At 60.6% G+C, this 19740-nt stretch carries 16 protein-coding genes; 2 read left to right on the top strand and 14 right to left on the bottom strand.

Annotated elements, in window-relative coordinates; genetic code table 11:
- Window positions 1–25: 25 nt before the first annotated feature.
- From FJ527_RS00650 to FJ527_RS00675, 6 genes are all read right to left on the bottom strand, one after another.
- Entirely contained in the window at window positions 26–1285 is a 1260-nt protein-coding gene (locus tag FJ527_RS00650) for a polysaccharide biosynthesis/export family protein (protein WP_140821180.1), read from the bottom strand.
- Window positions 1272–2534, bottom strand: coding sequence for a hypothetical protein (locus FJ527_RS00655; RefSeq protein ID WP_140821182.1), 1263 nt, complete (start codon window positions 2532–2534; stop codon window positions 1272–1274). Before FJ527_RS00655 ends, FJ527_RS00650 begins: the two co-directional genes overlap by 14 nt.
- Window positions 2531–3535: an SDR family NAD(P)-dependent oxidoreductase gene (locus FJ527_RS00660; RefSeq protein WP_140614634.1), complete on the bottom strand. Its 1005-nt coding sequence runs from the start codon at window positions 3533–3535 to the stop codon at window positions 2531–2533. Before FJ527_RS00660 ends, FJ527_RS00655 begins: the two co-directional genes overlap by 4 nt.
- Window positions 3536–3599: 64 nt before the next feature.
- Entirely contained in the window at window positions 3600–4274 is a 675-nt protein-coding gene (locus tag FJ527_RS00665; RefSeq protein ID WP_140821183.1) for a sugar transferase, read from the bottom strand.
- Window positions 4271–5407 (bottom strand): DegT/DnrJ/EryC1/StrS aminotransferase family protein, encoded by a 1137-nt coding sequence (locus FJ527_RS00670; RefSeq protein WP_015316393.1) that lies wholly within the window; start codon window positions 5405–5407, stop codon window positions 4271–4273. Before FJ527_RS00670 ends, FJ527_RS00665 begins: the two co-directional genes overlap by 4 nt.
- Before the next feature lie 33 nt (window positions 5408–5440).
- On the bottom strand, window positions 5441–6163 hold the full coding sequence (locus FJ527_RS00675; RefSeq protein WP_015316392.1) for an NDP-sugar synthase: 723 nt from the start codon (window positions 6161–6163) through the stop codon (window positions 5441–5443).
- A 421-nt stretch (window positions 6164–6584) separates the two neighbouring features.
- Between FJ527_RS00675 and FJ527_RS00680 the strand changes: the two genes are divergently transcribed.
- A complete protein-coding gene (locus tag FJ527_RS00680) occupies window positions 6585–7256 on the top strand; it encodes a response regulator transcription factor (protein ID WP_140821185.1) in 672 nt (223 codons plus the stop codon).
- A 1-nt stretch (window position 7257) separates the two neighbouring features.
- Here FJ527_RS00680 and FJ527_RS00685 read toward each other — a convergent pair whose 3' ends face one another.
- Window positions 7258–8997, bottom strand: a complete 1740-nt coding sequence (locus tag FJ527_RS00685; RefSeq protein WP_140660807.1) for a PAS domain S-box protein — start codon at window positions 8995–8997, stop codon at window positions 7258–7260.
- 184 nt (window positions 8998–9181) lie between these two features.
- On the opposite strand from FJ527_RS00685, the gene FJ527_RS00690 reads away from it, so the two are divergent.
- Window positions 9182–9883, top strand: coding sequence for a helix-turn-helix transcriptional regulator (locus tag FJ527_RS00690; RefSeq protein WP_224586269.1), 702 nt, complete (start codon window positions 9182–9184; stop codon window positions 9881–9883).
- Between the two features lie 131 nt (window positions 9884–10014).
- On the opposite strand, the gene FJ527_RS00695 is transcribed toward FJ527_RS00690, so the two are convergent.
- From FJ527_RS00695 to FJ527_RS00725, 7 genes are all read right to left on the bottom strand, one after another.
- On the bottom strand, window positions 10015–11076 hold the full coding sequence (locus FJ527_RS00695; protein WP_140790207.1) for a glycosyltransferase family 2 protein: 1062 nt from the start codon (window positions 11074–11076) through the stop codon (window positions 10015–10017).
- A 1-nt stretch (window position 11077) separates the two neighbouring features.
- Entirely contained in the window at window positions 11078–12385 is a 1308-nt protein-coding gene (locus FJ527_RS00700; protein WP_015316387.1) for a lipopolysaccharide biosynthesis protein, read from the bottom strand.
- Between the two features lie 34 nt (window positions 12386–12419).
- Window positions 12420–14654 carry an exopolysaccharide transport family protein gene (locus tag FJ527_RS00705; protein WP_140821719.1) on the bottom strand — a complete coding sequence of 745 codons (2235 nt, stop codon included), beginning with the start codon at window positions 14652–14654 and terminating at the stop codon, window positions 12420–12422.
- Window position 14655: 1 nt separating this feature from the next.
- On the bottom strand, window positions 14656–16647 hold the full coding sequence (gene asnB, locus FJ527_RS00710) for an asparagine synthase (glutamine-hydrolyzing) (protein ID WP_140821187.1): 1992 nt from the start codon (window positions 16645–16647) through the stop codon (window positions 14656–14658).
- Window positions 16647–17909: an O-antigen ligase family protein gene (locus FJ527_RS00715; RefSeq protein ID WP_140715622.1), complete on the bottom strand. Its 1263-nt coding sequence runs from the start codon at window positions 17907–17909 to the stop codon at window positions 16647–16649. The genes asnB and FJ527_RS00715 overlap by 1 nt, the downstream gene beginning before the upstream one ends.
- Entirely contained in the window at window positions 17906–19117 is a 1212-nt protein-coding gene (locus FJ527_RS00720; RefSeq protein WP_140821721.1) for a glycosyltransferase, read from the bottom strand. The genes FJ527_RS00715 and FJ527_RS00720 overlap by 4 nt, the downstream gene beginning before the upstream one ends.
- Window positions 19118–19371: 254 nt before the next feature.
- On the bottom strand, window positions 19372–19623 hold the full coding sequence (locus FJ527_RS00725) for a hypothetical protein (protein ID WP_140660803.1): 252 nt from the start codon (window positions 19621–19623) through the stop codon (window positions 19372–19374).
- Between the last annotated feature and the right edge of the window lie 117 nt (window positions 19624–19740).

Consider the following 19740-nt stretch of genomic DNA (forward strand, 5'->3'; position numbering starts at 1 on the left):
TACCGGCGACGCCGGCAGCGATTGTCTATTGCACCGCCGCGTTTTCGAGCGCGCTGCTGAACCTGACCTCGATCGTATCACCCGGCGCCACCGCGGTATCCTGGTCGGCCGGCTGCTTGCGCCATTGCGCATCGACGGAGCGGATGATCGTCACCTGGGCCCGCACGGTTTCGCCGCCGATCGGCTGCGGCAAGGCGGATGCTCCCTGCGGCTGCAATTTCTGGCTGACCGCGTGCAGCCTTGCGGTGATGTCGGCAAGGCGCGCCTGTGTATCCCGCAACTCGTTCAACAAACCGGCACGCCTCTGGTTGTCATTGCGCTCGATCTGCCTTGCAAGATCATCCTGTTGGCGCCGAGCCCTCATGAGTTCGACCGAAGTTTCAAGCGCACGGCTCGAGGACAGAAGCACCGCGCGCCGGACATCGGCGAGCCGGTTGTTGGTCAGGTTGCCAGCCTTGAAGAGCTTGGTCACCTGCGCCAAATCCTCTTCATCGGCCTTGACTCCATCGGCTTCGTCCTGCTCGCGCTGGAGCAACGCCTGGACCTGGGTCGCTGCATCCTTGGCGCCCTTCTCCAGAAAGCTCTGCTCCTGCCCGAAATTGTCCAGCGAGAGCTTCAGCCCTTCTGCCTCGGCCTGCGCGATTTCGGTTGCGAGGGAAGAAGACAGCGGAAAGCCCTGGGGGGCCTTCATGTCGAAATCGGGCTGTTTTTGAAGTTCGGCACGTATGCGCGCACTGTGGAAATAGTCCTTGATGTATTCTCCCCAGATCGTCTCATAATCGCGCTGCAGGTCCGTTGGGTCCGGCCCAGCCTGGTTCGCCCGTGCACGCAAGAGGCTGAAGCCGCCGGCGACGGCTATCGCCTGCCGAACCGTCATGAGCGGACGAAAGGCCTGCTGGCCAGGAGCGAGCACTTCGCCAGTCACATAAATTGGACGGTATTCAGCGACGATCGCCGTCACGTCGCCGGGCCTGACGACCGCCACCTGCTCACGGCCGTCCGGCATGCGTATGTGGTAGATCTTGGTCGGCAGGATCGCCTGCAAGCGCGTCTGAAGTTCGGACGGGGTCAGGCCGGCGACAGGCACCGTGCCTGCCTCGGCGAGAACGATGGTGCCGTCCATCTGCACCACCGCACGCTGCGTCCGCTCGGGAAGCGAGGTGATTGCGATCTCGATGGTGTCTCCGGGCGAAATTCGATAGATCGTCGCATCGGCTGCCGCAGCCATCGGCAGGGCGCAAAGCATCGCAAGTGTCGCAAGGAAGAATCGGCTAAGGTTGACCATTCGCGACAATCTCCTTCTTGTCCTGGTTTTCGGGCCAGTCGACGCGGGTGACGAAGTCGTAAACCGGTCCACCGGCCACGCCCCAATTGCTGGACCAGATCACCTGTGTGCCGTCCGGCGAAGGTGACGCATGCGTCTCGCTCCAGTAGTCGAAGGGCGCGTTGCGTGTCTGCACGATGCGCCGAACTTCGCCGCTGCCGTCGATGCGCAACGCGATGACCTCCCGTGCATATGGTGCCCAGCCTGGATTGGCCGATATCTCCTCAGGGTTGCCGCCATAGGTCAGGAAGACCCAGCCGGGCCGCTTCAGAGCACGCGACGATGCATGCTCTGCTTCGCCGTATCCGGTCAGGGAGGTCACCTTCCCATCGGACAATCTTCGCTTGATCACGTGATACTTGTCGGGGCCGGATTTGCTGATGCCAACATAGACCTCGCTGCCGTCGTCATCGAGCGTAAGGTCTCCGTGGCCGGGGCGGTGATGGTCCGTCCACCTCTGTCGCAAGGTGCCATCGACACTGAAAATGGCCCTCTGCTCGGTGCCGTCGGCCAGGTTTTGAAAGCAAAGGATGTTCGTCCCGAGCGGGGAGATGGTGCAGGAGCTGGTGGTTCCGGGAACCTGAGCGAGATCGATGTCCGGGAATTTGAATCGATCCGCGAGATCGAAGGCGAACACCACGGCTTTTCCATCCGCGCGGACAGCGCGGACGGCTATACGTTTGCCGTCACGGCTTGGATTGCCCTTCGACGGCCCGAACTGCAGATCGTGGTATTGAGCCGTGACGAAGACAACCTCTTCGTGGTTTGTCCTTGGCGCCCATGTCGAGATCTTCCGATCCTCAACGCAGATCATCACGTCTGCGTTTCGTGGATGCCATTCGCATTCACCGCCTTTGTCGCGGTGGAATAGCGGAGCATATGTCTTGCCGTCGAGGAAGCACAGCCCGTTGCAGCCATTGGCCAGCACGAGCAGGCTCTGGTCCGCATTCCAGGCTTGAGCGCTCGAATAGCGATGGCTGCAATATTTCGTCCCACACACGACACCTCCCCCAAGTGCGCCGGGTTTAGTGATGCGCATGAAATTCGTGCCGAATGCCGGATCTGTCGCGGGATGCAGATAATCTGGGAGATCCATCGGCATTGGCGCGACGAACGTCGTGGACATGCTGTTTCCCTGGCTGTCGGCCGCCCGCAGCAGGACGGCAAAGGCGATCAGGAGCAGTGCCAATGGAAATGGGTAAAACCTCATGTCATGTAGCTCATTTCGCGGCGTACCCGACCTTCGCCTAGGCGCGCCCGCCACCAATCGATGGTTCTGGCCAAGCCGTGGCGCAAACTCGTTTGCGCAGTCCATCCGGTTTCGCGTTCGAGCCGTGATGAATCGGCCAGCAGAGCGCGAACCTCGGAGTTTTGCGGCCGCAATCGACTCTCGTCGCGGTGAACGGGCTTCTTGCAGTTGCTCAGTTCGCGCACGAGATCGAGCACGTCCGATATGGTCACGGCACGCTGGCTTCCAGCATTGTAGGCATGGCCGAATTCGAGTGTGGCTGAACCCGCGCTCAGGAAGGCAGCCGCTGTGTCCTCGACGAAGGTCAGGTCGCGGACCGGGCTGGTATCTCCCACCATGATCGAAACACATTTTGGATCGAGCGCCTGCCGGATGATTGTCGGTATTATGGCTCGTTCGCTTTGTCGCGGCCCGAATGTATTGAACGGCCGGAGGATCACGACGGGCAGGTCGAACGATCTGGCATAGGACTGCGCCATCATGTCGGCGCCGATCTTGGACGCCGAATATGGCGATTGTCCCTGAAGAGGATGGGACTCGCTGATCGGCATGCTGAGCGCCGTGCCGTAAACCTCACTGGTCGAGGTGTGAATGATCCGTTCCGTCTCCCATTGGCGGGCCGCTTCAAGGACATTCAGCGTCCCCATGATATTGGTTTCCACATAGGACTGGGCGGCCGCGTATGAGTACGGGATCGCGATAAGCGCAGCGAGATGAAACACGACGGCTTGGCCGCGCACGATCCGGTTCAGGAATGCACCGTCGCGTACATCGCCTCGAACGAGTTTCAGATGACCTCGGATGTCGTCTGGCAGATCATCCAGCCATCCATGACTGTCGAACGAATTATAGAGGGCCAATGCGGTCACCTCGGCACCGTTGCGGACGAGTGCCTCGGTCAGGTGCGATCCAATGAACCCATCCGCGCCAGTGACCAGAACTCTCTTGCCATTGTAGCTCATAACCAGGTGTTCCTTCTTTCACCTGAAGCGCTCCGGTTGCCGAGCGCGCACACACAAACAGCCTTCAACGCCTGAGTAGCCCGACAGGCACCCAGCCGATTACCGCCAGAAAACCGAGGATCATCCACACAACATCCGAAGCGATGGTTCGTCGGGGATAATAGGAAAGATCGAACTTGGCTTTGATCGGAAACAGCGCCTCCCTGTAGAAGGACGACAGGTCTCCTGAGGCCGGGTAGAGAGAGGCTTCGTGACGGAAAAGAACTTGCGTCGGGCCGACCAAGCCGGGTTTATATCTTAGGACCGCCTCGAAGCCGCCATGGAAGCAGTCAGCAAAGGCGAGGCTTTCCGGCCGTGGCCCGACGATGGCCATGTCGCCTCTGAGCACATTCCAGAGTTGCGGCAACTCATCCAGTTTGGTGCTGGCCAAAATGCGCCCGATCTTCGTCAGCCGACGGTCGCCTATGCTGGTCAACGCAGGGCCCTGAGGATCACACAGAACCTCGAATTTGCGGAACTTATAGATATGAAACATGCGCCCCCCTGCACCGATGCGAGGCTGCCGGAAAAGCACGGGGCGTCCGCCCTCGAGAAATAGCGCAAATGCAATCAGCAACATCAGCGGCGCGAAAACGATCGCGGCCAAGGATGCGGCCACGACATCCATCGCCCGTCTGCCAAAACCATGGCTCACGCCTGACACGACGGGCGGGTGGATGGACAGATCAAACGCGTTCATGCGGCGGTTCCCGCGTGGATGCCGCTATTGAGCGCGGTCGCCAGGACGTCCACCACGGCTTCAACCGCGGGCGCGGTAATCTGAGGATGCAGCGGAATGGTCAACTCGCGTTCCGCGAAATCCTCGGTGCGCGGCAGGTGGGTACCCGGGTAAAGCTCACGGTAGAGGGTCATCTGATGAACGGGCGGGTAATGGACCGTGGTTTGTATGTCCTGCGCCCGCAGCTCATCGACGACATGCTGCCTGTTGACGTAGCGCGGCAAGAGGATCGGCATGATGTGGTAAGCCGAGGCTCGCGGTTCTTCGAACGGTATTGTGATCGCCGGACAACGCAACGCGATAAGGCGCCGGTACAACACGACAAGAATGCGCCTTATCTCGTTCCACTCCTGCAGGTTCTGGAGCTGAACCAAGCCGATCGCGGCCCGCATTTCATCCATTCGGTAGTTAAAGCCGAGCATGGTCACATCGTAGTGCGCGGTGCGGCTGTTTAGTCGCTGGCGTGTTCCGGTGGTCATGCCGTGCGCGCGAGCCTGGCGAATCCTGTCCAGCAGTTGGGGGTCCCGGGCAATTACGGCCCCACCCTCCGCCGTCGTCATGTTCTTGTTGCCGTAGAAGCTGAAGGCGGCGCCCGCACCAAAGGTGCCAACCGCTTTTAGGCCGGGAGCATGTGCCGCATCCTCGATGATCGAGAGCCCGCGTGCGCTGGCGAATGCTTGCCAGGCGTCCTTGTCGGCAAGATAGCCGGCGAAATGAACCAGGATCACGGCCCTGGTGCGAGGGCTGCAGCGTGCTTCTGCTTCTTTGAGCGACATCAGAGGGACGTCTGCCGATTCTATGTCGACAAAGACAGGAGTGGCGCCGACATAGAGCACTGCGTTCGCGGTAGCCACGAAGGTCAGCGAAGGAACCAGCACCTCGTCGCCCGGACCAATCCCCAATCCGTGAAGGATAAGATGAAGGGCTGCGGTGCAGGAACTAACCGCTACGCAGTCCTCTGCCTCGTGCATCAAGGCAAACGCCTCTTCGAAAGCCCGGACCCGTTCACCCATCGTCAGCCAACCGCTGTCGATCACTTTCGCCAAAGCCGCTTTTTCTGGCACTCCCAGGACCGGGGAACTTACCAAGAGCATCGTCACCTCCTCGATGATCCTCGCGCCTGGCCGTTACGCTGCCGCGGCGGCCACTTCGATGGACGCCGACTGCTCTTCCCAGGAAACTGTCTGCGCGTTCTGGAAGTCCTCGACGCGTCCGATGTCGAGCCAAAGACCTTCGTGCTTGTAGACATGCACGACGCGTCCGGCCTGGAGCATCTGCAGCATGAGGTCGTCGAACCCAAACGGTATCCCGGATGGGATGAAGTCGAGGACGTCCGGGTTCATGCAGTAGATGCCCATGCTTACCAGATGCGACAGCGCAGGCTTCTCGCGGAACACCTGGACGGTGTTGTCAACCTCGTCGATGACGCCGAAATCCATCTTGGTAAGCCGCAGCGACGTCGCTATCGTGACGGAGTCTTTGTGCAGGCGGTGCGCCGCGGTAAACCGGCTGATGCTCAGGTCGGTCAGCACATCGCCGTTCAAGACAATGAACGGCTCATTCAATTCGTCTCTGATCAAGGAAAGCGGGCCGATCGTTCCGAGCGGTTCCATTTCCTGCGTGTAGCGGATCCTCAGATTCCACTGCGAGCCGTCACCGCACACGCTCCGGATCAGGTGCCCGAGATAGCCGGTGGTGACGTAGACGTCTTCGATTCCGCTACGCCGCAGCCATTTCAGCAGCAACTCGAGGACTGGCCGCGCGCCAATTGGCATCAGCGGCTTGGGCAAAACCGATGTAAATGGCCGAAGGCGCGTTCCCATGCCACCGCATTGAATTACCGCTTTCATTCGATCCTCCCTACGCACATGGCCAGAGTTGGCCTTGACGGCTGAAACCGCATCCGGAGCCAAGACGGCGAACCGCCTCGCGCAGCAGGGTTTCAGTTGTCCGAACCTGCGAGAGATTAGGGAGCCAACCGGGATACTGTCGTCGTGCGTTTGAATGGCACGGGCGAATTTCTCTGATCCCGGAACCGTAGGGGACGAAACATATCCCGCGGACCTGACGGGCGTGGTCGAGACGCGCAACAGACCAAGGTCCCACTTGAATTGCGATTGAAGGTAAACATTTTCCTAAAACCGAGCTACATTAGCGTACGGTAATTAGCAGGACGGGGTTGTAGGACGTCGGGGTCCACCTTTCTGGACGTACCGGCGCTCCTGCAAGGCGCGGCCAGGTAGTGCGGGTTGTTTGTGCGTGGGGGTTTCTATGTACAAGATCGTCATAGCCGATGATCATGGCCTTTATCGACGTGGCTTGCGCATGGCGCTGACAGCCGGAATCCCTGGTACGGAAATAATCGAGGCGACCTGTTTTGATGCCGTGGTTGGGCTCTTGGCCGAACACGAAACAATTGATCTTGCGATCCTGGACCTGAACATGCCCGGGCTGCTCACCCAGGAAGTGCTCGGCGATGTTCTCGCCGCCTATCCCAAAAGCAGGTTTGCGATTGTGTCAGGAAACGATTCACGATCGGAAATTTTGTTGGCCCTTTCAGTTGGCCTCCACGGCTACATCGTGAAGTCGCAGCCGGATGAGGAGGTGGTGCTGGCCGTCAAAGAGATCTTGTCAGGCCGCATCTATGTACCAGCCCTCCTGTCGCGAAGCTCTGGCGCAGCCGCGCCTCAGACGCATAGATCTCCCGTGGAGGCTTCGCACCAGGCCTTGGCCAGCCCAGGTTCTCTGGGAAGGCTCACGTCAAGGCAAAAGGACGTGCTCAAGCTTATGGCCGAAGGTTATTCGAACAAGGAGATCGCCCGCGATCTCGACATCGCCGAGGCCACGACCAAGATCCATGCCGCCGCAATCTTGCGTGAACTGGGAGTCCGAAACCGCACCGAGGTCGCTGTTTTGATGAGGACATGGCTTGGAACGATCTAAGTTAAGGCTGAATCTCGCCCTGGGATAGGCGTAGCTGATATCGCAATCCACCAGCCGACATTTCCAGTTTCGAAGAGTGACCGACCAAGGGCGTTCCATCGGCGCCAAGGACAATCGACCCAAAACCTTTCCGCAGGACAGGCTTGGCATTTCGGCCGCCTCGTTCGATCCAGTCGAACACGATGTCGCCGTCCGAGCCCTCGGGTGCGACGCCCCACCTTACCTCCACCTGGCCTTGGGAGTTCCCGAGCACCCCGTGCTTGACCGAATTTGTCGTGAGTTCGTGGACGACCATCGCGAAACTTTCCGCAGCGCCTCCGACGATTCTGACATGAGGCCCTGTGATCGTTGCTCTGTGTGCCTCCGCGTAGGGGCGAAGCGCATGTGCGACAATATCGCGGATCGTAGATGATAACTCTGCATTGTTGATCAACAGCAGGTGCGTGGATTCGAGCGCCCGAATTCGCTCTAAAAGATCTCCTCTGTACTTGGAAATATCCTGGTCTGAAGCAGGGATCATTTTCACGACAGCCGTGATCACGGCAAACAGATTACTGAGCCGGTGCCGCTGTTCAAGTATAAGCCGCTCCTGTCTTCTCACCGCGGCCCGCAACAGTGTCGTCTGCCGCCGCTCGGTAAGGTCAGCCGCGATCCCGAACCGCTGATGATAGCCATCGCGGATGTCCTCACGGCCGCGCAGGGCAATCCAGCGGAACTGTCCGTCCGACCGCCGAACTCGAACCTCTGCGTCGTAGTTGGCGGTTGCCGCGATGAATTCTGAATGGGCCCCGAGTTTTGGCCAGTCCGCCGTATGAATGATCGCCGACAGCTCGTCCAGAGGACGGGAAGCGGCTGGCGGCAAACCAAGAATTTCCCAAAATTGATCTGAACCGGAGACAATTCTCTCCTTGTAGTCCACGCGCCATGTGCCAAGCCTTCCGGCGAGCAGCGCAAGGTCCAGCCATTCCTTTTGGCTCAAGAGCGCTTCGCTTGCAGCCCTGCGTTCAGTGATATCCTCGAAGACGACAAATATGCCCATCGGCAGTTGTTTCTCCGGACCAGACCAAGAGAGGGTCACGCGAGCCCAGAAAACAGTGCCATCCTTCCTTCTCAAGCGCATTTCCAAGCCAAACGACGGCGCCTCCGCGCTTAGACCACGTCCAAGCCTGGCGAACAGATCGCGTTCGTCAGGATGAACGAGCGTTTCGATATGCTGGCCGACGAGCTCTTCCTGTGCGTAGCCGGACATACTGCACATGCACATGTTGACCTGCAGCAGCTCACCACGGTCATTTGCGGTCGCAAATCCCAAGGCGGCCCGCTCGAAAGCCCAGCGATATCGCGCTTCGGTCGTCTCGATGGCGGTAAGCCTGTTCTCGGCGACATCGAGCGCGCTCCTCAACTCCTGCCTTGAACGATGGAAAAGAAAGGCGATCATCCCGCCGGACAAGGCGAGGAGAATGGCCCCGGAAAGATCATCTCCGACCAACTGACCGTTCGCCGCCAGGCGAACTGCCAAGCCGACAGCCACCATGGCAAACGTGGCAGCCATCGCAGGCCAGCGGTCCTCCAGGAAGGCGATGATGACAATCGCCGGCACACATTCCAGAAAGGCCGCACTGCCACCACCTGTCAGCGACGATTTCATCTCGATAAAAAGGGTAGCCAGCAGGACGGCCGACGAAACCAGATGTTGTCGTAGCCTGTCCGACAGTACGGGACCGCCTATCCGCAATCTCATCCTGACTACCTACAACTTTTGGCTTAGCCAATGCGGCTTAGAGCCTTTGGTTATCGGACCTAGTGCTGCTGCTCGCTTTCGCGCGCCGAAATGTCAGCCTATCAGAATCATCAGAAGAAAGTTCCAACACTTAGCCCATGCGCTGGCGCCGATCTGACAGCGAAACCGGAAAGTGGTGACGACAATGAACCTGGTCGAACGGCCGAGAAGTACTGTTTTCCAAGTGCAACGTGCGATGGCGGCCATGGGGCCTGGCAGCAGGCCGTCTCCCTTGCGCCATGCCCAAAGCTCCGACCGGCAGGTTGAAAGGCCTGCTGCCGCCACCGAAGGTGACCAACCGCCGCTGCATTCTTTCCCGGGTATGCTTGATCGCCTTGGCTACGGATGTCTCGTGCTCAGCGAAACCAGGAAAGTCCTCAAGTGGAACGCCACCGCGCGCGTCATTCTCAGCGGTTATGGCAGCCAGGTGAACAACGCCGACGGCCTTTCGGGAGCGCTCAGAAGCCTGATCGCGAACGTGCCGTGCCACCTCAACCCCGGATCGTTTGCATGGATTGTGATCCGCAGCAGCGGAGATCGCCCCGTTGTCATCAACGAGCGCGGCCTCTTCGCAGCCGACAACACGATCGTCGTCGCCCTGTTGGACCGAGAGACGAAATCGGCGCCCAATCCTCAAACCCTGCAGCGAATGTTCGGTTTGACCGGAGCCGAGACACATCTGGCGGTGCGGCTGGCAAAGGGCTACACCCCATTGGAAATCGCTGAAAGCTGTGCGCTCAGCCGGACGACCATCCGAACCCAGCTCGCATCACTGTTCGCCAAAACTGAAACCAGGCGTCAGGCAGAATTGGTCACCCTTCTCGCACGCGTCTCGGTGTTGCCCTAGTTCCCTGAACATTCGGGGATGATCGTGTCCAGCCTTGCGGCCACCGCAGGGGCGGCCGTCGTGAATCCGTGCTCCATAAATCGGTTCGGCGCGTGCCGCGTCCCGTGCGCGGCCTTGAACGGTCAGCTCCATCACTGTCTTCGGGTATACCATGGCCCTAGTACCGGGCGGATCCTGAACAGGTATTCCACGAGGTACTGGCTTGCGATCTTCATCACTGATGGGCGAAGAATTTGCAGCGTGTCGCGGATAGTCACGGGCAAGGACTGGTGATGAAATCTGGCGGGTACGCGTGCAACCCGCAATGCTCGCAAGAGGCTCTCGGGGTCAGGAAGATTCCTTCTGTTTTCGAGCAGCTGCCAATTAAGCTGCTTAACGGCAAGCGTAACTTCGTCCACTTCCGTGTAGCTCTTCGATGTGGTGATGCTCGGATGGTTCGTCGCGTCGTAAAAAATCAGACCCTCATTGATCGCAACCATGTCTCCGTGACCGGCCAGGTCCACGAAGAACAGTTGGTCAACGCCGGCGGGGATCGATTTGTGTGCACGCATTCGGCATCCAGCCTGAAGAACCTTGCTGTTGATCAACAGTGTCGAGGGGATGATGCCGAGGCTCCTCGTCGTCCGGACAAGGTAAAGATCCCTGAGGCATTGCTGGCTCGAATAGACTGAAACGCGGTTTTCCTCCGATGGCGTCGAGCGGAGCATGATCCTGCCGTCTTCCACGATATTGGCTGCACAGGTCATGAATGCGGCCGAGGGATGCTCCTTGGACACCTCGGCAAATCGCTTGAGCGCGCCGGGCGCGAGCCAGTCGTCGTCATGCAGCAACTTGATCCAGGTGCCGGTGCAAGCGAGCATGGCGTTGTTGGTATTCTCGACCTGGCCTCGCCCCCTGCCGTTCTCGACAATCCGAATGCGACCGTCGGCACGCGCATATTCGTCGACGATCCTCCAGGACAGCCCTCCTTGCCCCTCGTCGTCGCTAACCACCAGTTCCCAATTCGCAAAATCCTGCTGGAGGATGCTGTCGATTGTCCTTCGAATGGTATCTGGCCTGCGAAAGGTCGGGATGGCCACTGAAATGAACGGCCGCAGTGTCACCAACTCCGCCGACCCCTCATCTTGCGAAGGTCCGACCCCTGTTGGCAGGGCTGCGGAAGGAAGGGCGTCGCGACTGTCCATCTGCGTCATGTTATCTTTCCTCCAAGGCGATGCACCGGCTGCGAGGCGACGTCTCGTCCGGTTGAACACTTTGCTTCAACAGATAGAGAGAGGCTGCCGTCTTGATGAAGAAGCCCCCGGCGCCGCCGGCAGCCATGAGATAAATGACAGTGAGAGGTTCCCAGCCAGCTCTGGCGCCGGCTAGAAGCGGACCAAACACGAGCACCGTCCTTACGGCATCGACGACCAGGCGCACCTCCTGCCGTCGCAGGAGAGCCGGCACATCCTGAAGCGGCGTCGACAAAGCTTGCACCGCGCCCATGAACGCCAGCGCCGTCATGATTTCGGCGGCGGGCAGCCATGGCCGTCCCAATAGGGGTACGACGAGCTGCGGTGCGGCGAGGCCAAGAGCCAGAATGGGCAGTGAAGTGAGCCCGCCGGCAAGGATCAGCAGGCCTCGTGCGAGGCCGAGCAGATGCCTGCGGCCGCCGCCCTTATTGGCTTCGGCGACAAAGACATTGCTGAGCGGCGTGGCAATGAGTGTGACGGGGCCGGTGACGAGCCGCGACGCGACGCCCAGATAGCCAGCATAGGCGGTCCCGAACATCGAGCCGACGAGTATCGCCGGAAGGTTGTTGATGGCGAAACTTGCGACCGTTGCCGGGATGTCGAACAGTGGAAATTTGTATTCGCGCCTGGCCTTTTCAAAGACCGTTTGCCACGGCGCGCGGGCAATACCGCACACGTCCTCCCAGCGGAAAATCCGAACGCCAAGGAACCCAATGAAGATGAATTGGCTGAGAATGTGAGCGTGCACCATCGCCTCTCCTCCGAGATGGACGATGCCGAACATCAGCTGCAACAACGCCATCGTCGCGGGCAAGATCAAGCGGCCGAGCGCGAAGTCGCGCAGCAGGCCGGCACGCAGGCTCCAGCAATTCATGGTCTCCACAAGACCTGCGCCTGCCATGCCGATCGGAACCAGCCACACAAGGTCAACAGCGCGGACCGGAACGGTGCTCGACAACATAACCCCCGCCGTCAAGGCAAGAACGCCGGTTGCCGACACGGCCAAAAGAATGAGCTTAACCGTGACGTATGCCTGCGCGTCGCTCTTGACGCCGTACAGCGAAGCCTCAAAGCGCAGTGCCGCAACCGCCCCCAGTATGTTCACGGTCGAAAGATAGATCGTGAACAAGCCGAAATCAGCAGGAGAATAGAGCCTAGCCAACACCGGAATGGTCGCGACAAGAATGAGCTGACCGGCAATTGCCATGGCCGACACGCCACCGGCCGCTCGAAGGACCTTGCCGATCGGGCTTTGAGGAAGTCGGATCATGGCGAGCCTTGCTCACGGCCGATGCCGTTCGAATTCATGAGATCCTCTCGCGCAAAAGATCGGCACTGTCGCCAAACCGATATCTGCCGTACCGGGTGAGGTTCACCCGGGTGAGGACGCTCGCCACCGGAACCGAGAGCGTTCCGTCGCTCAGGAGCTGCTCCACCACCCCGCGCGCGACATGCCGCGAGGTTCTTGCCCAGCGAACGGTAACGAGAACCGCGTCCGCCCAGCTCTTGAGGAACATGGCTTCTGGCCCAGCCAGCCCCGATGGCCCGTTTATGATGACGAGGCTGTACGCCGAGTGCAGATCTTCCCTGCACTTGGCGGTGTCGACACGCGCCAGGAGAGCCAAAAGATCTTCTGCAGGTGCCATGGTCGTCAGGTCGATGCCAATTTCGGGAATGCTGGCGACCGCGTCATCCAAGGTACAACGACTGCTGATGTAGTCCGCGAAGGAATGACGGGCCTTGGGTCCGTTGAACTGGCGCAGAAACTCGGGCGTAAGTTGGGAGCCCGCCCGCTGGAGATCCACCAGAAGAACACGATTGCCCAGTCGGGTGGCCGCCAAGGCCAGGCCCCACGCAAGCTCGGTCGCTCCGTCAGCCCGGACGCTTGGCGTGAGCAGGATCGTGTGCGGAGCACGACCCCTTGCCTGATTTGGCGCGGCCGCGACCAGCAGCGACGTCACCGCACGGCTGTAGGCCGACTTGGGCTGGCCCAAAACCAAGTCACGCAACTGTTTGGCGTGCATCCTGCCCGGTTCGGGCACGAGCCCCACGCACGGTATCCTGAGCACGGCTTCCGCCTCCGCTTCACCGCGCAAGGTGCGATCGAAGCGATTTCGCATGAGGACCAAAACGGCGCCAAGGAGGCCGAACGCAATCATTCCCGGTGGAACCAAAAAAACCGGCGGCAATGTCTGCGGAATTGTCGGCGGCCATGCAACGGAAAGGACCGAGACCCCGGCGGACGGAGCTCCGATGCGCCGCTTCAGGTCCTGCTGGCGGCCGAGAAGTTCGTTGTAGCGTTGCGTCAGGAGGCTGACTTGAGGTTCGAGCGCCCGCAAACCGGCGAGCCGGCTGGCCGTGTCGGCCGCGACCGCATCGAGCACATGCATTCGATTTCCCAGAACCTCGACCTGGGCACGATAGATGTCCGCTTCAGCGACGATATCAGCGATTGCCTTTTCGATCGCGACGGAAAAGGCATTGGCCAGATCCTTGTCCGCTGGCGCCCTGGCCACGCGAGCCGAAAGGTCGGCCAACTCCTGCGTGCCGGCGGCCTCGGCCAGGGTCGCGGCCGGCGCGCCCTGCTTTCGAAGCTCCTGGATACGCTGGAGCCGGGACTCCAGCGCCGCCAGATCCGCTTTGGACATCGATATCTGTTGGCTGAGATCCGCCCTCTCCCCGGCCACCTTGTCAGCCGAGCCTTGATCGACCGCGCCATGGCTCAGCCGATACTCCTCGAGCCGATTGGACGCATCCACCAGTTCATTCTGCAGTTTGGGCAAACTGGCGACGACGGCGTCAAGTTCCTGCATGTTCGACGCCTGACTTTTCTGCGCGAGGTCGTCGACATAGATCTTGGTGAATGTATTGGCCACCAGCGCCGCGCGCGCCGGGTCATCGTCCGAGAAGCCGACGGAAATGACCCGGGACCGGAGCTCTTGTCCGACCCTTACCCCTTTGCGCAGCGCTTTCATCTCGGCGGCCTCTGCTGCTTGCGGCGCATTGGTGGATACAACATCCCGCGGCCAAAGGCGCTTCAGCAGATCGCCAGCGAAAGAGTGCGATGTCGGCGGATCGGCGGGCGTTGGCCCCTGGCTGGAGCTTCCCTTCCCGGCTTGCGGTTGTGCGGTCGCGTTGGCCGCGCTCGGTTGACGCAGCGCTGCGGCGACTCGACGAAGGTGGCTCTCCGACGAGAGCATCGTGATGTGGTCGTCAATGCTTGAATCGATCATGTCCTGCGCTGAGCCCGGGCTGGCGGGAAGGGCCGCCCTGGCAGGAGCGTCTATGATAAGCTGGCTGGTGGCTTCGTACATGGTAGGGCGGGTTATTCCCGCCAAGGCCGCCAAGATGCCGCCGACAACCGCGAAGAGCAGAATGATCCATTTCCTGCTCGCTAATGTCACCAGCAGTTGGCGAGACGGGGTTGCTGAATTCGGGGCGCTTCTGGGAGGCCGTACGCGGGCCCTGCTTTCAGGAACCGGGGCAGCCACCGGGGTGGCTCGTGGCAATTCAATTCGGCTGACTGCGGAACCCGCCATTTCATACTCCTGCCAGATCGAGTTCACGGGATGAGTTCGATGCCGACGCCTGCCGCTTGGCCTCGTTGCACCAGGCTTGAAACATCAGCACCGACCACAGTTCACGGGAGCGGTCCTGTCCTGTAACGTGATCGCGCCAGCAGGCGTCCACCTTTGTGCTGTCCAGCAAGCCTTCGCCCTGGTTGCGAACATCGGACAGAATATCGGTGGCCCAGCTGCGCAACGGGCCCCGCAGCCAAGCCGCGATCGGCACGTCGAAGCCCTGCTTCGGCCGGTCGATCAGCCGTTGCGGAAGATAACGACGCAGCACATTTCGAAGGATCCACTTGCCTCTGCCGTTGCGAACCTTCATGGCAGCCGGAAGGCGCCAAGCGAATTCGACGGCGCGGTGGTCCAGCAGGGGACAACGCGCCTCGAGGCTGTTGGCCATGCTGGCTCGATCCAGTTTGACGAGAATGTCACCAGCGAGGTAACCGGACATGTCGTCGTACAGGAGGCGAGACAACAGCCCGTCGAGCCGCGGTGCAGAGACTATGGATGCAGGAGTCTCGTGCCGGGTGAGGTTTTCGGCCGATGATCCCGTCAGCCGCCTGTGCAGCTCGTCTTCATCCTTCGCGGCGAGAAGCCAGGCGAAGCGAGTGAGCCGATCGCTGCGCAGCGCATGCCGCACATGCGACGGAAGTGGCAGGTTGCCAATGAAATCGTGACGAGCCGCCCTGGACAGCATCCCTGCGCCGGCCGCCACCGTTCGTCGTGCACTTGCGGGTAGGCCTTGGTACCGTTTCAGCCGGTCCGCCATGAAGTGGCGGCCATAGCCTGCAAAGCACTCGTCTCCGCCGTCCCCCGACAGCGCCACGGTCACGTGCTGGCGGGCCAGCCGCGCCACCAGCAGAGTCGGTATCTGCGATTCGTCGGCGAATGGCTCATCCCACACCGTTGGCAGTTCGGGGATCACGTCACGCGCGGCGGCGGCCGAAAGGTGTAGTTCCGTGTGGTGGGTGCCCAGATGGCGCGCTACCTCGGCGGCGTAAGGGGCCTCGTCAAAGCCGCTCTCCGCGAAGGCGATGGTGAAAGTGCGCACGGGATTTGGCGATTGAGCCTGCATCAAGGCTGCAACGGTAGAGCTGTCGACGCCTCCCGACAGGAAACCGCCCAACGGAACGTCGGCGATCATGCGCTCGCGAACGGCAAGCCGGAGCAGATCATCCAGTTCATTGGTCAAATCGTCGTCACTGCCGGCGATCTGGTGTTCTCGGCCGTTCTTGGCGACTTCGGCCAGCGACCACCAGCGACTTGCGCCCTGCGAAAGGGAGGCGGCCCCGCGCCCCTCCGCCACAGTCGCGGCCGTGAGGGTCAGGACCGAGCCGGGTGGCAGCTTGAAGACACCTCGCCAAATGCAACTCTGATCCGGGACCCACCCCTTGGAAAGCATTGCAGTGGCGGCATCCAGATCGATCTCCGGAGAGTAGCCTGAAAAGCGGCTGATTGCTTTCAGTTCGGAAGCAAAGACCAGCGCATGCCTGGCTGAAGCGATGTAGAGGGGCTTTTTGCCCAGTCGATCCCGCGCGAGATGGAGGGTCCTCGTCTTCAGGTCCCACAAGGCGAACGCGAACATGCCAGCAAAACGCTGGAGTGCGGCCTCGAGGCCCCAGCTCTCGATCGCACACAACATGACTTCCGTGTCGCTGGTGCCGCGGAAATGGTGCCCGACGCCTTCAAGCTCGAGACGCAGGTCACGGAAATTATATATCTCGCCGTTGAAGGTGATCGCATACCGACCGCTTGTGGACAGCATGGGCTGTTGCCCCGTTTCCGACAGATCGACGATCGCCAGCCGCCTGTGGCCTAAGGCAATGCCTGCTTCGCGATCCGTCCAGAGTCCTTCGCCATCCGGACCGCGGTGACGAAGCGCCATCATCATTTGCCCGATCTGATCGAGCGACTTGGGGTCGGCAGCATTGGACGCGAGAAGTATCCCGGCTATCCCGCACATCACATCACCTCTGAAGGCTCAAGCTCGCGCCGGAAAACGCTTGGCGGTCCCGCGACGAGGCAGAAGGTCAATGCAAACCACACGATCGGATGACGAATGATGAGGTGCGGTATGCTGAACACGGCTGCGGACGCCACGAGCACCAAAAGCGCGTCGTAGCGAGCGCGCCAGGCGGACATGGCCGCCGATCCAACGATCCACAGCAAGGCGATGACCGCGACCAGCCCGCCCTGCAGATAGAGGTCGAGAACCGTATTGTGCGCTTCGAACGGCCGCTCCAGAAATTGCATGTCGGCCGTCGGCGGGCGCTCCAGGTGGGGGCCAGGACCGAGGCCGAGCGATGCCGATTGCAGCCCCTTCTGAAGCGCCTCATCCCACAGATAAACCCGAAGTTCGAATGTTTCAGCCGTGGCCTCGCCGCCTCCGTCCTTGGTGAGGCTCTTGGCAAAATTCGCCGCAAAGCTTTCCTCGCTAAGAAGATAGGGGGTCATCGCTATCACCAAGGGGACAGCGCCGACCATCAGCAGAAGTGCGATCTGCCTGGGCAGGCTGGTTCGATTGCCATCGGATGCCAACCATGCCTTCAACCGCAACCCGAGGAAGGCGACGCCGCTTACAATCGTGGTGTAGAGATAGGCATCGCTCCTGGTCAGGCGGCCGACAAAAAAGATGAACACGAGGCTTGAGAGCGCAAGGACCTGACCCCACCGATTGCGAGTAGTGGTTGCAAGGTGCAGCGCCAGCGGACCAAGAAGCGCGCAATAGAGCGCGAGCTGGTTCGGATTTTCAGACCAGCCGCGGAAGCGGTCCCAATACCACGGATCGACGCCGGGCTGATGGAGCCAGCCCCACGCGATGGCGAGTTGGATGGCAAATATTGCGTCGGCGAACACGATTGTCCACCAACCGCTGCGCCGAAGACGACGCCCCGCGTCGGGCTCAACACTCGCCAGGCAAGTGATGCTGGCCAACAGCACGTAGGCCATTGTGTCGTGCAACAACCCTGTCGGGTAAAGCAGGGTCGTCAAGTAGCCGACGATCGTGCCGATCCCCAATGCGAGAGAAAGGAGCAGCCAAAAAGTCGCGAGTTGCGCGAAGGCTGGTGTCGCTTCGACGCGCCCGCCGACCAACATTCGTCCGGCCGACAGCATGATCCAAAGCGCCAGGAGCAGTTCGCCATAGCCGAATGGCATGCCGGGGACGGAGAGCTGCGACGCGGCTGACAGGATGACACCGCCGGCAAGCAACGCGTCGCGCATCATTGCCGCGCCCCGTCCAACCGGCGGTTCGCAATGCCGCTCTCCAGAGGCGATGGAGCAAGCAAGCCGCGAGATTTGGTCCTGAGATTGCTCTTATAGACATCGCAGTACTGGTCGACGATGCCCGGCAGGGCAAAACGCTCCCTGACAAGCGAGGCGGAGCGCTGCCCCATGGCCGCTCCCAAGGTGCGGTCCGACAGTATGTCGACTATCCGGTCCGCAAGGGCGCGAGCATCGCGCGGCGTGACCAGATAACCGTTCCACCCATCTTCGACGACGTCGCTGCAACCGGGCATTCGCGATGCGACTATCGGCAATCCAGCGAGTCCGGCTTCCAGCAAGACGCGCGGAACGCCCTCCCGATATTGTGTTGGGAAGGCGAACAAATCAGCCATGCCAAGCAGACTGGGGACATCATGCCGTTTGCCCAGCACGGTTACATGAGAAGCAAATCGTTGGATTTCGGACTTTTCGACGGCGAATGGTCCTTCCGATTCCCGTGGGCCAACGAGCACGAAACGCGCATGAGGTCTTTTGGAGAGAATGTGCGGAATCGCCTCGAGAAGGGTCGGAATGCCCTTAAGGCGGGTGAGCCGGCCGACAAAAATGACGATCTCGGCCGATTCCAGTCCGAATTCCCGCCGCATTGCCGCTGGAGATGAGGCAAGACGTCTTGCCACCGCGAATGCATTGACGTCGATGCCCGACCCCTGAATAAGGCGTCCGCTGCCGCGTGGGATCAGCCGATAGCGCTCAAAAAAGGCTTGGTCGTCGCGATTTTGGAAAACCGTGGCAGCAGTCCAGAAGGAAGCAACCCACTGCAGACCGCAGAAGGCGGGCCGCATGGCCAAGGCTCGCGGCTCCAGCGATGAGAAGGTCCAGCCCAAGCCGTTGATCGTGCGGACGACCGGGACTTCTCCCCGCACCGCCAGCGGGGTTAGCAAATTGGGTTTCGTATCGAAGCTTTGGACGATGTCGGGGCAGAGTTCCCGCAACAACCTTCGCAATGTCCTGATCGTCCCGGCTTTGCCGCTGCCATTGGCAAAGCGATTGAACTCGTAGCGGCGGTGCGGAATGCCGTGCCGTAAAAACAGAGCTTCATCGCCGGTCGAGACCGCGGTGACCCGAAAACCCCGCTCGCGGAGTTCCATCAGAAACGAGATTCTCAGGGCGTGATCCTCGCCGCCGATGCAGACCAGGTGCGGGTTCATCGTGCCGCTCCCGAAATCCAGCAGGCCTTCGGCTCCCATAAGCGGCTCGAACTTGGATCGTTTCCCATGGCCCGATTTCGTTGCGATTTACACCAGCAATTCAGGCTACGGGCAGGGCTGGCCGTTGTCCTCGTCCGTTCGAATGACGCAACTAGAACCATGCTTGCGTGCCAACGGCGCAAGGATCAGACCGCGGGCTGGACTGTTTGGATCGAGACGCCGTGCGCTATGGGATCAGCCGCGCGAATGCGCATTCATCGCGAACGGGTGATCGGACTATCAAGATTGCTCGTTGGGGTGGGTTGAGGTCGATCCGAGAACGTATATTCATAGGCTCGGCGGCGGCCGTCCTGCTCGAATACCCGGATCCAGCGGACCTCGGAAGCACGAAGCGTGATTTCCCGGTTTGTCGCGAGCTTGGCTGCTCGAAACGGAGTTGGTGCGACTACCTTGTGGGTCACCACGACTTGGCCGGCGAAAATCTCCTCGACTTCGTAGCTTGGCACGTCATCCATCCCCTGCGCGATGGCACCAAACCACGATCAAGGCAGAATGTTCCCGCAATGCCTCGGACGGCAGCCGTTTTTAGCCCAAAAAGCGGCGTGCGCGCTCAACTCGACGGC

The sequence above is a fragment of the Mesorhizobium sp. B2-4-18 genome (assembly GCF_006441385.1).
Lineage (GTDB): Bacteria > Pseudomonadota > Alphaproteobacteria > Rhizobiales > Rhizobiaceae > Mesorhizobium > Mesorhizobium australicum.

Coding starts and splice junctions, on each gene's coding strand:
- FJ527_RS00650 (WP_140821180.1), bottom strand. CDS start 1,285: ATGGTCAACCTTAGCCGATTCTTCCTTGCGACACTTGCGATGCTTTGC.
- FJ527_RS00655 (WP_140821182.1), bottom strand. CDS start 2,534: ATGAGGTTTTACCCATTTCCATTGGCACTGCTCCTGATCGCCTTTGCC.
- FJ527_RS00660 (WP_140614634.1), bottom strand. CDS start 3,535: ATGAGCTACAATGGCAAGAGAGTTCTGGTCACTGGCGCGGATGGGTTC.
- FJ527_RS00665 (WP_140821183.1), bottom strand. CDS start 4,274: ATGAACGCGTTTGATCTGTCCATCCACCCGCCCGTCGTGTCAGGCGTG.
- FJ527_RS00670 (WP_015316393.1), bottom strand. CDS start 5,407: ATGCTCTTGGTAAGTTCCCCGGTCCTGGGAGTGCCAGAAAAAGCGGCT.
- FJ527_RS00675 (WP_015316392.1), bottom strand. CDS start 6,163: ATGAAAGCGGTAATTCAATGCGGTGGCATGGGAACGCGCCTTCGGCCA.
- FJ527_RS00680 (WP_140821185.1), top strand. CDS start 6,585: ATGTACAAGATCGTCATAGCCGATGATCATGGCCTTTATCGACGTGGC.
- FJ527_RS00685 (WP_140660807.1), bottom strand. CDS start 8,997: ATGAGATTGCGGATAGGCGGTCCCGTACTGTCGGACAGGCTACGACAA.
- FJ527_RS00690 (WP_224586269.1), top strand. CDS start 9,182: ATGAACCTGGTCGAACGGCCGAGAAGTACTGTTTTCCAAGTGCAACGT.
- FJ527_RS00695 (WP_140790207.1), bottom strand. CDS start 11,076: ATGACGCAGATGGACAGTCGCGACGCCCTTCCTTCCGCAGCCCTGCCA.
- FJ527_RS00700 (WP_015316387.1), bottom strand. CDS start 12,385: ATGATCCGACTTCCTCAAAGCCCGATCGGCAAGGTCCTTCGAGCGGCC.
- FJ527_RS00705 (WP_140821719.1), bottom strand. CDS start 14,654: ATGGCGGGTTCCGCAGTCAGCCGAATTGAATTGCCACGAGCCACCCCG.
- asnB (WP_140821187.1), bottom strand. CDS start 16,647: ATGTGCGGGATAGCCGGGATACTTCTCGCGTCCAATGCTGCCGACCCC.
- FJ527_RS00715 (WP_140715622.1), bottom strand. CDS start 17,909: ATGATGCGCGACGCGTTGCTTGCCGGCGGTGTCATCCTGTCAGCCGCG.
- FJ527_RS00720 (WP_140821721.1), bottom strand. CDS start 19,117: ATGAACCCGCACCTGGTCTGCATCGGCGGCGAGGATCACGCCCTGAGA.